The 11764-nt window shown below is 54.9% G+C and carries 4 protein-coding genes; all 4 read right to left on the reverse strand.

Annotated elements, in window-relative coordinates; genetic code table 11:
- Position 1: 1 nt before the first annotated feature.
- Positions 2–1822 (reverse strand): exodeoxyribonuclease V subunit alpha, encoded by a 1821-nt coding sequence (gene recD / locus EoCCA6_RS07135; RefSeq protein ID WP_152082082.1) that lies wholly within the window; start codon positions 1820–1822, stop codon positions 2–4.
- On the reverse strand, positions 1819–5361 hold the full coding sequence (recB, locus tag EoCCA6_RS07140; protein ID WP_152082083.1) for an exodeoxyribonuclease V subunit beta: 3543 nt from the start codon (positions 5359–5361) through the stop codon (positions 1819–1821). The genes recD and recB overlap by 4 nt, the downstream gene beginning before the upstream one ends.
- Entirely contained in the window at positions 5358–8240 is a 2883-nt protein-coding gene (gene ptrA, locus EoCCA6_RS07145; RefSeq protein WP_152082084.1) for a pitrilysin, read from the reverse strand. The genes recB and ptrA overlap by 4 nt, the downstream gene beginning before the upstream one ends.
- 139 nt (positions 8241–8379) lie before the next feature.
- Positions 8380–11754, reverse strand: coding sequence for an exodeoxyribonuclease V subunit gamma (gene recC / locus EoCCA6_RS07150; protein WP_152082085.1), 3375 nt, complete (start codon positions 11752–11754; stop codon positions 8380–8382).
- Positions 11755–11764 lie beyond the last annotated feature (10 nt).

The following is an 11764-nucleotide window of genomic DNA, read 5'->3' on the forward strand; positions in this document are numbered from 1 at the left end:
ATTACACAGACTCGAATATCGCGCTTAAACCGCTCCGGCGTTCTGTGCGGGTGGCTATCGCCTGTACCAGCACGCGGTCATCGGCATAAAGAGACAAACGCTGACGCGCGCGGGTAATGGCGGTGTAAATCAATTCGCGTGTAACCACCGGCGACAGCTGCGTTGGCAGGATCAGCGCCGCATGGTTGAACTCAGACCCCTGCGATTTATGAACCGTCATCGCCCACGCGGTTTCATGTTCAGGCAGGCGGCTGGGCTGCACCGACTTCACGCTACCGTCCGGCATCTGGAACCAGACGCGCAGCCCTTGTCCGCGGTCGAGCGCAATGCCGATATCACCGTTAAACAGGCCCAGCGCACTATCATTACGGGAGATCATCACTGGCCGCCCCTCATACCAGCGCGAGTGCGGCAAGCGGGTAATTTTGCGCTTCTGCGCCAGCAGTTGTTCCAGCCTCTCGTTAAGCCCCGTTACGCCGAATGGCCCTTCTCTCAAGGCGCACAGCAACTGGAATTCAGTAAACGCGGCGATGACCTCTTCTGGCGTGCTTTTCTGCTGTACGCAGGCCAGGAAATGCTGGTAGCCCTGCCGGGCATCCTCAAGCATGGCCTGATACTCTTCCCCACTCTGCAGGGATTTTTTCTCGATATCCGTAAACGTACCGTCAAAGACAGCGCGCGTGGTATGCCGATCGCCCCGATTTACCGCCGCCGCCAGTTGACCAATGCCGGAATCACTCCCGAAGCGGTAACTTTTTTGCAGCAGACACAAGCTATCGCGCAGCGCGCTTGCCAGCGGGGAGCTATCCCCTTCAAGCGTGCAGCCGGTCAGACGCGCCAGTTCCTGAGCGCGCGAAGCCGTATAGCCAAAGCTGGCATAGGTGCAAATATCACCCAGTACCGCTCCGGCTTCAACGGAGGCGAGCTGATCGCGATCGCCCAGGAAAATAACGCGCGCATGAGGAGGCAGGGCATCAATCAACCGTGACATCATGGTCAGGTCAATCATAGAGGCTTCATCCACCACCAGCACATCCAGATGCAGCGGGTTTCCGGCATGGTAGCGCAGCCGCTGGCTTCCCGGCTGTGCACCGAGCAAGCGGTGTAATGTACTGGCCTCGTCAGGAAACAGTGCAAGCTGATCCTCAGTGAGCGGCAATTTTTGCAGTGCGCCACCTAACGATTCTGTCAGTCGCGCCGCAGCCTTGCCCGTAGGTGCAGCCAGGCGAATACGACACTTTTGCTCACCCGCAAGCTGGATCAGCGCAGCAAGCAGCTTCGCCACGGTGGTTGTTTTTCCGGTTCCCGGCCCTCCGGAAATCACCGAAATCCGCCGCGTTAAGGCGACGGCTGCCGCCACCTTCTGCCAGTCGGTAGCCTCGTCAGAAGTAAACAAGGCATCCAGCGTTTGCCGGAGTTGCGCTTCATCGCAGGGAAGAGGCGCATTTGACTCGCAGAAGAAACGAGCGACAGTCAGCTCGTTGCGCCACAGGCGATTAAGGTATAAACGATCGCCGATAAATATTATGGGTGTTTGTCTCTCTCCGCCGCTCACGGCAGCTGAATTCAAAAGTACGTCCTGCCAGTCCACCCGTTCACCAAGCAAGGAAAAACAGGATTGCAGCCCCGGAGGCGTTTTCTCATCAACCGCCAGGCGCGAAAGCGGCAGGCAGACATGCCCCTCGCCCGCGTCTTTACTGAGGATGGCAGCCGCGAGCATGACGGCGGGATGCTCACCTGCGACCATCATGGCGAACTGCACATCCAGTTGACGCAGCAAGCGTTGTTCTACCGCTTCCAGCAATAATTCCTGCATCGTCATGCGACTTCCTCCGTACCTGCCGCAAACAGGTAATCCATCTTTTCAATCAATGCCGCGTCCGGGCGCGTATTAAAAATGCCCGACCGCGCGTCCGTCGCGTCCACGCCGCGCAGGAACAGGTAGATAACGCCGCCAAAGTGGTCGTCGTAACGGTAATCCGCAATGCGATGGCGCAGGTAGCGATGGAGCGCCAGCGTATACAACTGGTACTGCAGATCGTAGCGATGCATTTGCATGGCCGAAGCCATCGCCTGCTGCGTATACGCTTCGCTGTTTTCGCCAAGCCAGTTCGATTTGTAATCCAGCAGGTAGTAACGCCCTTCATGGCGGAACACCAGGTCGATAAACCCTTTCAACATCCCCTGAACCTGACGGAAGTTCAGTGGCGGAGAGCCAGCGGATAACGGATCGTACTCGCGTATCAGCGCATCCAGCGCATCCGCCTTGAGCGGGCTGGCGATAGGGAGGTAAAACTCCATCTCCACCTGTTTATCTCTGGCAGTCAACTGGCTGAGGGAGAGGCCCTGCTCCGTGAGCGGCACCTGCAAAATGGTATTTACCCAGTCAGTCAGTACCGATTGCCATTGCGCGTCATAGCCTCCGCTTTGCAGCATCTTCAGCACCCACTCCGCCGATACGGGCTGGGTGAAATCCAGCTCCTCAAACAGGCTATGCAAAAATGTCCCCGGTGACGCGCCACGAGGGAACTGGTGAGGCGTTAAGGTTGGCTCGACATTAACCTCCCCCACGCCTGCGGCATCCACGTCCAGTTTTGGCATCAGATCCTGCGCGATACTCTGGCCGTGTTGCTGTAAGCCTGAATAGCTGGTGACACGCCAGTCATCGACAAGGGTTCGCACAATCTTACGGGTATGCAGTTCCGGTTCACGCTGTTCAGGCATCTGCCAGCGGCTGTTATCGGGTGACGTGGGGATTTGCAGCGCAATATGCTCACAGCACAGGGATTCAAGACACAGTCGCAGCCCTGCGGCATCTTTTGGCTCACCAAGCTGGATAAGCCGCCCCAGAGCGCTTAAATGAAAATCGGTCTCGCCGGACTTTTCACCACGGCGGCGGAAAAGCGGTGCGACGCCCAGGCTGCAGTGCCAGACAGACCGGGTCAGCGCTACATACAGCAGACGTAAATCCTCCGCCAGACGTTCTGCTTCCGCCAGTTCAACGCTGGTTTCAGCCTTGCTAAGATCGAGGACCGCTTCGAAAGATTCGCGATCGTGATAAAACGCCTGATCCTGAACGCGGTAATTAGCGATAAACGGCAGCCAGACCAGCGGATATTCCAGCCCTTTCGATTTATGGATGGTGACGATTTGCACCAGATGTTTATCGCTTTCCAGGCGCATTTGTTGGCTGGACGCGTTGCTGTTTGGGTCAGCAATTTGCTGCGCCAGCCAGCGTACCAGAGCATGTTCACTCTCCAGTTGGGTGCCAGCTTCCTGCAACAGCTCGCTGATATGCAAAATATCAGTAAGGCGGCGTTCACCGCCAGATGTCGCAAGCAGGTTCTCCGCAATATGACGCTGAGCCATCAATTCGCGTAGCATCGCCATCACACCGCGTTTTTGCCAGCGCTCCCGGTAATGGACAAACTCTTCCACCACCGCATCCCAGGCGGTTTCGTCGTTATTCAGAGTATCAATATCGCGCGCGTTCAACCCCAGCATGGAACTTGCCAGTGCGCTGCGAAGCGTATTTTCACGCTCTGGCGACAGTACGGCCTGGAGCAGCCACAGCATCTCCTGAGCTTCCAGGGTTTCGAATACGCTGTCACGGTTCGAGAGATAGACTGAAGGAATATTCAGCAACGTCAGTGCATCGCGGATCAGCGATGCCTCCTGACGGCTGCGTACCAGCACCGTGATATCCGACGCCTTAACGGGACTCGCATGCTCCCCTCTCCACAAACGCGCCTCACCGCGAGCACCTGCGCTTAACCAGTCACGAATTTGTGCAGCACAATGCTGCGCCATCGCATTTTGATAATCCGCCACGCCACAGCCTTCGCCGTCCAGCAACCAGAAATTCATGGCTGGCTGCATCGCCCCCTTGTATTCAAAGCGCAGGGTAGAATTTTTCGGTGCTGATTTCACCGGCAGGAAAGGAATTTCCCTGAACATGAACGCCGTATCCATCCGGCTGAACAGCGTATTAACGCTTTCAACCATACCGGGGGAAGAGCGCCAGTTAGTCTCCAGGGTATAGTGCGCAGAAACCTCGCTACGGGCTTTCATGTAGGTGAAAATATCTGCGCCGCGGAAAGCGTAAATGGCCTGCTTAGGGTCACCAATCAGTAACAGCGCGGTCTCCGGCTGCTGTCGCCAGATACGGCGAAAAATGCGGTACTGCTGAGGGTCGGTATCCTGAAATTCGTCAATCATCGCCACCGGGAAACGGGTTCGAATGGCGGCAGCAAGGGCTTCACCATTTTCACTGCACAGCGCGGCGTCCAGGCGGCTTAGCATATCGTCAAACCCAAGCTCGCCCCGGCGACGCTTTTCACGCGCCACGGCTTCACGAATCTCCGCCATGGCTCGGGTGATCATCAGGTCATTGAGCGTTAATGGCTCCGCAAGGAGTGTCTCAATGGCAACAAACAGGGGATGCTCCGGGACGATGCCATCGGCTTTGGTCCGCTCAATCAGAAAGCGTTGGGAGAATTTTTCCAGCGCATCCGGGAGCTGATAACCACGCGTCTCTTCCTGCGCCCAGGCACTGATCTTTTCGATCCATTTCCCCTGGTTGCCACGGTTAAACTTGCGTCTGTCGATCCCGGAATTTTCTATGATCGCGTCAATCTCGCTGACTGACTCATTCCATTTTTGCTTTATGGTCGCGATTTGCGCGACGATCTTTTCATGGCGAGAGGCCAGCGTTTCATCGGCTGGCGGCGGGGACTTTATTACCGGTGCTTCGCCCTGCAGATAGCGATCGATAGCGCGCAGAAGCTCTTCCGGCCCTTTCCACAACGCATGTACAGCTTCAGCGATATCACGCTGCAAAGGATAACAGTGACGACGCCAGAAATCCGCGCAGGCCTGATAGCGAAGCTCAGACTCATCTTCAATAAGCTGCTGTTCAAACAGCATGCCGGATTCAAACGCATTCAGGCTCAGCATACGCTGACAAAAACCATGAATGGTGAAGACTGACGCCTCGTCCATCTGCCTTTCTGCTAACAACAGCCACCGGGCTGCCTGTTGCTTATCGGCAATCTCTTCCAGAAGGCTTGCGTAGAGAGGATTATCCGTGCTCTGGCGCAGACAGGCGATGCGCAGCTCATGGATATTGGCACGGATACGGCCGCGTAGCTCGGCGGTGGCAGCTTCCGTGAAGGTAACCACCAGCAGCTCCTCCACGCTTAGCGGGCGTGGAAAAGCCGCGTTACCACCCAGCCCCAGCAGCAGGCGCAGATAGAGCGCGGCAATGGTGTAGGTTTTTCCCGTTCCCGCTGAGGCTTCAATCAATCGTTCACCTTGTAGCGGTAAACGTAAGGGATCAAGGGACTCAGCGGTATCGGTCATTCTTTCTTACTCCAGGGCATAGATTGCTGCAGTGCGCTGACGCTCTTCCAGACGGTCCAGCCTTTCGGGTTAACGTACTCTGCTTTCCCATTCTGGCTGCCGGAAACCTGAGACAAAATGGCCATTCCCTGCGGTTTTACCACCGCCTGATGGAAGAAGTCGGCCACCTTCTGAGGCGTCAGCTGTTTTATCTCGGCCACTACTTTATCACGCGAATCAAACTTCATATTACCGCGATCAAAATCTTTGCTCAGTTGCGAGGCTTCTTCACCCAGAGTCTGCGGCGGCTGCATGATCTGGGCGATAACCGCCTGCTGAATTTGGGCAAACTCGTCCGGCTTCATGGCTCGCAGTTTTGCTTCCGCCTGCGGGAAGAAAGCCTGATAACGCTGCCAGAGATACGCTGGCTGCTTGTCGCTGCTCTGCAACAGGAAACCGAGCCCCCACTGACGACCCACGTTCATCGAAAACGCAAAGACCGCGTAGCCAAGCTGCTCTTCAGTACGAAGCTGGTTATAGAACCACGGCTGAATAATTTGTCCGAGCACCGCACTCTGCGCGGAGCTGGAAAATTCGTCATAACCTGTTGGGACAAATACGGCAGCCAGCGCGGAGTCGGTACTGCTCCCCGCTTTTTCGAAAATCACATTCTGCTTTTTCTCAACCAGCACATCCTGGTTACGGCACCATTCGTCACCTTTTGAGCCCAGTTGCGTTCGCACATTTTGTGCCAGGGTTTTAGCCTGATCCTCGCTCATATTTCCGACAATAAGGAATTCCGGACGAGTATTGGTTTTGAGCTTTTCGCGGTAAGCCAGTACATCTTCCAGTGAGATGGATGGCAGCAGTGCGCGGCGATCTTCACGCTGGAAGTACGGAATTTGCGACAGCATCTGCGCAGGCATGATCGCCTGATCGTAGGCTTTGCCTTTCTCCGCAGAATCCATCATCTGCGCGTACCAGGATTTGGCCTGCTCAAGCTGCTCGTCCGTTGGGGTATAGCTGAAATAGCCTTCCAGCAGCGCCTGGAACAGCTGTGGCAAACGCTGGGTATAGCCGTTTGCATTCACCATCAGACCATTATTGGCATTGGTCGAGAAGCTAATCCCGCCCACTGCCGCCTGGTTACTGAGCTGATCCAGCGCAATACCGGCCAGATAATCATTAAGCGCAAACATCACCTGATTTTTAGCGCTGTCCATCGCTTTTGGATTACGCAAAACCACGCTGACATCGGCTTTTGGCTCGCTTGTAAAATAACGGCCTGGGGTGTAAACCACGCGCAGCGTTGGCTCATCAACAATCAGCGCCGGGTGCGGGTAATCCTTCGTGGTTTTAATCAGTGAGAAATCATCCGGGATGTACGGGTTCAGTTCCGGCATCTGCAGCGCAATCTCTCCGGCCTTTTTCTGCCAGCCTGCAAAGGTTTGTTCGCTGATTTTATCGACCTGGTAAGGTGCATCGACAAAATAGGCAGTTTTGTTATGCGGCTCGTTCGGGCTGATGTACCAGATACGGGCGTTTTGCGGCGTCATCATCGCCAGACGGGCTTTTACTGCCTCCGCATCATACTGGTCAGCAATATTGACGGCGTCCAGCGTGTGCGCCACCGGCACGCGGATCATAGTATCCGCCAGCCATTCAACGTAATCCATATCGCGCGTAATTGACGGGTAACGGAAATCGAGATCCAGCACATGCGCCAGTTCGTCAAAATAGCGTTTATCGATGCCTTTTTCGCGTAGCAGAGAAAGGTAGCTGAAAATAGCGGCAACCACGTCGTCACGGTTCGCGAGACCTTTATCAGTCAGGGTCGCAGAAATCGCCAGCACACCGCTGTTACCGTTCACAACAGGATCGGAATCAGCACGAATACCTTCCACCAGCCCCTGCTTTTGCAGCCAGTCAGAGAGCGTGCCTGGGCTACGGTTGCCAATCAGATAGGTCACCAGCTCGTCCGTTTTACTGCGGAACTGCGCCGTGTTGTTATCAATACGAAACTCGACGCGTAACACTTTGCGCGGCAGTGCCGGCACGTAGTGGATCACGATCCCTTTTTGTGCGTCAGTCACCACCGGGACGTTAATTTTCGGCAGGCCGATATTTTTATTCGGCACCCGGCCAAATGTCTGCGCAGCCATATCTGCCAGTTCTGGCAATGGTTTATTGCTGTAGATGACCGCTTTCATCAGGTTGGCGGAGTAGTATTTATCACGAAACGCATGCAGGGCATCCAGCACCGGGCTGTTCGGCTTGTCGCTCAGCGTCTCGAAATTTCCCCCGGAGAAACGCGAACCAGGATGCGCGGGGTTGATGGTTTCAGCACTGACCTGCGCCATGCGCATACCGTCTCGGGTACGCGCCATGGTCAATTCGGCATTCACGGCATTACGCTCGCGATCGGCGTATTTTTTATCCAGAAGCGGCGCGGCAATAGCATCCGCCAGACGGTCTACCGCCCCTTGCAACGCATCATTTTCCACTTCGAGGTAAAACGCTGTGCGATACGGCGCGGTGCTGGCGTTGTGGCTGCCGCCGTGCATTTTCAGGAATTCAGACAGGCTATCCGGCTGCGGATACTTTTTCGACCCCATCAGCGTCATGTGTTCAAGATAGTGCGCCAGCCCTGGATGGGCGTCAGGATCTTCCAGCGACCCCACCGGCACAACCAGCGCAGAGAGAGATTTCACCGCTTGCGGATCGGAAACCAGCAGCACGGTCATTCCGTTATCAAGGCGAATAGCCTGATACTGGCGGGTATCTTTTTCGCTCTTACGGATAGTTTCCTGAACAGGTTGCCAACCGGAATTTGCCTGAGTGACGGGAGCCCAAAGGGCGATAAACAAAACAAACGCTTTGAACAAGGTGCTGCCTGGCATTACGACCTCTTTATCACGGCTACATCATTAACAAAGTGCGTGCTGGACGTGCCAGCATCTCTTTCTTTTGGTACATCAGTCCGTGATAAGGGATGCATCATAAATGAACGCCCAAATCTGTGCAATTTTTATACAGCACTCAGGACTGATTAAATTTGAACAACGGTAACAGGTAGCGTTGCGCCTCTTCCGTAATAGCGTCGAAGTATTCTGGTTCGAGCGTTCGCCATAAACGTTGATACCAGACATCTTCGCCCTCACCGCGCACCATCATGTTTCCTTCGTAAGCCTGCATAAACTTAGTGCGGGCTTTTTGCAGCGAGGCGTCATCCGTTAACATGGCATCATTCTGCGCGTCGTAACAGGCTTTTATCCACGCGCCACCACTTTCTGGCAGCAACAACAGCGGTTTATTCATGCCCTGCCGGTAGCCTTCAATGTACAGCGACAAATACGCCAACGCCTGATCGGTAGCCACTGGCGGGAAGCGCCATTCACCGTCTTTACGCACAAACAACCGGCTTTCACCTTCATTACCGCAAGCACTGTAGACAAGATGTTCGAGCCAGAGTTGCAAGCCTTGTGAAACACTGAGCATCGATGGACGCCAGCGCAGCAACCCATCAGGCTGAACCTGGGTCAGCCAGCCTGTCAGATGGACACCGTTGCAGTTAAGATCGATTTCGATGCTTTCCCCAGGGTGTCGGCACGCTATAACGCGATCGGCAAGCGCCTTCATCTCCTGACACTGGGCATCCCACACAATTTCCCCAAATGCACCATAAGGTAACTGGCCCGCAGCACGGTAGCGGCGAAAGAGTTTGTCGGCGTCTTCCTGTTCAACCAGTGCATTCAGAAGCTGGAGATTAAGTTTATAGCGTTCCAGCCCATCAAGAATAAACGGTTCGGCATCAGGAATTTCGCTCTCTTCCGCGCGGAAGTTAACCTGTAATCGTTGCTGGAAGAATGCTCTCACCGGATGCGCCCAGAAGCGCTGAAGCTGCTCGAAGGTCAGAGATGGAAGAGGGCGAGCGTCAAGCTCCTGAATGAAGTCGGAATGCGCCGTTCCCTCTTTCTTCGCGGCGGGGAGCCATTCGTGGGCGTAACTTTGGTGCTCATTCGCAATGAAGTTAACAGGGTCAAACGGCATACGACTATGACAACAGGTAATATGTGCCTTAACTCGCTGTTCGCTTTCATCACAGTTTCGCGCTTCATCGCCAGGCAGATAGTGGCTCTGCCCGATATAGTCCACCAGTTCCTGCACCAGCACAGAAGGGAAACGCTCGCTGTTATCCTGAATCGATCGCCCGATATAGCTAATGTACAGCTGACTTTGCGCTGAAATGAGCGCCTCCAGGAAGAGGTAGCGGTCATCATCACGACGGCTACGATCCCCCCGCTTTGGCTGAGCACTCATCAGGTCAAAGCCCAGCGGCGGTAGCGCCCGTGGATAGACACCGTCGTTCATACCGAGCAGGCAAACCACTTTGAACGGGATCGAACGCATCGGCATCAGGGTGCAGATATTAATTGGACCAGCAAGGAAACGCTGACTGATACGCTCCTGATCGAGCCTTTGCGTCAGCTCATCACGCAGCAGCGAAAGCGGAACCGCCTCTGCGTAGTGCGAACTGACGCCCTCTTCGACAATGGCCTGCCACTGTTTTTCAATAAGCGCCATTGCCGCTTCCGTTTCGCTGTCCGGCAGGAAGAAATCGTTGAGCATTTCGCGACAAACCGGCAACCACTCTTCAAGCGGACGTGGCTGCATCAGTTGGCGTCTCCAGCGGTTAAGCTGCATCAGCAGTGAGGCTAAATGGCCGACCAGTTCAGCAATTAGCCCGCTGGATTCATCATAAGGCAGCACCTCATTCCACTCGCCCTGGTTACTTTCCATCGCGTAGCCCAGCAGCATACGTGTCAGGCCAAACTGCCATGTGTGCTGGCCCGTCGCCGGAAGTTCAAACTCCTGAACGTTATCGTCATCAATGCCCCAGCGCACGCCGGATTCATTAACCCACTGACGAAGGTAGCGCAGTCCCTCTTCGTTGATATCGAAACGTGCGGCAAGGACAGGCACATCCAGCAATGCCAGTACATCCTCAGAGATAAACCGGCTGTCGGGCAACGAAAGCAGGCTGAGAAATGCCTGCAGCGCCGGGTGAGACTGACGCGCCCGACGGTCAGAAATAGCGTACGGCAGATACCGCTCGCCCATTGCGCTCCCAAAAACGGCCTGAATAAACGGGCTGTAGCTGTCGATATCCGCCACCATCACCACAATATCGCGCGGCGTCAGGGTTGGATCGTCCTGAAGCATTGCCAGCAATCGATCATGGAGGATCTCCACTTCCCGCTGCGGGCTATGGCAAACGTGGACAGTGATGCTGCGGTCGTCAGGTGCCAGTTTTCGCTTCTTATCGCTGCGGGCAAACTCGTCGGCAGTGATCCCGGCAATAGCGCAGTTTTCAAGATTCAGAATATCCAGCTGAATATTATGCAGCAGGCTGTCCGGCGTAATATCTGCAAACGCATCCACATCACCTTCCCCTGATGATGTGATATCAGAGAGCATATGAATATAGTCGCGCCCAAGTTTGCCCCAGGAGGCGAGCAGTGGATTTGGCAGATCCTGAATGCCATCCTCATCAAAAAGCTGCGCGGCCGTTGCGCTGTCTTTAAACAGAGGTACGGTGCGTTCTTCAAAAAGACGTCGCCTCTGCCGGGTTACCAGCCGTGAAAGCCAGCGAGCATCCTGAATATCGCCCCAATAGTGCCGACATGGATTGGTGAACAGAATATGGATATCTATATGTTTACCCAACGCTTTTAGTGCATTGAGATAGACCGGCGGTAACGCCGAAATCCCGCAGATAAACACTCTGGACGGCAGCCGGGCGGGACGTTCGGCGGCATTTTCCAGCATCGAGATAAAGCGTTGATAGAGATTGGCACGGTGCCACTTCGGCTGACCAAGTTCCTCCGTATGTTCGACCAGCGCTTTCCACAGTGGGGCCTGCCAGGTTTGCGCCTCCGGTAATCCTTCAACCCGCTCGCCAGCTTCCCAGCGTGTCAGCCATTCTGGGCGATAAACCAGATACTGGTCGTAGAGATCGGCAGTGCGCGATGCCAGCTGGAACAGTTTGCGCTTATCGGTATCGTCATGGAGGTAGTGACGTAACATGGCGAAGTCATCGTGCGCCAGCATGTCCGGTAGCAGCGCCATCAGCTTCCAGCTCATGCTCTGTTTATTAAAGGCGCTCTGCTCAGGAATATCCGGCAATACCCGCACAAACATCTCCCAGATAAAACTCGCCGGGAGCGGGAAGTCGATGTTCGCTGCAATCCCAAACTTCTGCGAAAGGGACATTTGCAGCCACTGCGCCATACCGGTGCTCTGTACTAGCACCATTTCCGGCTCAAAAGGATCGTCAAGCCGTTCTTGCTCAACGATAAATTCCATCAGCGCTTCCAGCACATCCAGACGATTTGAGTGGTAGACCCTTAACATAGACACTCCC

The sequence above is a fragment of the Enterobacter oligotrophicus genome, from assembly GCF_009176645.1.
Lineage (GTDB): Bacteria > Pseudomonadota > Gammaproteobacteria > Enterobacterales > Enterobacteriaceae > Enterobacter > Enterobacter oligotrophicus.

Bases quoted from the DNA above. Each gene is read 5' to 3' on its own strand.
- recD (WP_152082082.1), bottom strand. From the start codon at position 1,822: ATGACGATGCAGGAATTATTGCTGGAAGCGGTAGAACAACGCTTGCTG.
- recB (WP_152082083.1), bottom strand. From the start codon at position 5,361: ATGACCGATACCGCTGAGTCCCTTGATCCCTTACGTTTACCGCTACAA.
- ptrA (WP_152082084.1), bottom strand. From the start codon at position 8,240: ATGCCAGGCAGCACCTTGTTCAAAGCGTTTGTTTTGTTTATCGCCCTT.
- recC (WP_152082085.1), bottom strand. From the start codon at position 11,754: ATGTTAAGGGTCTACCACTCAAATCGTCTGGATGTGCTGGAAGCGCTG.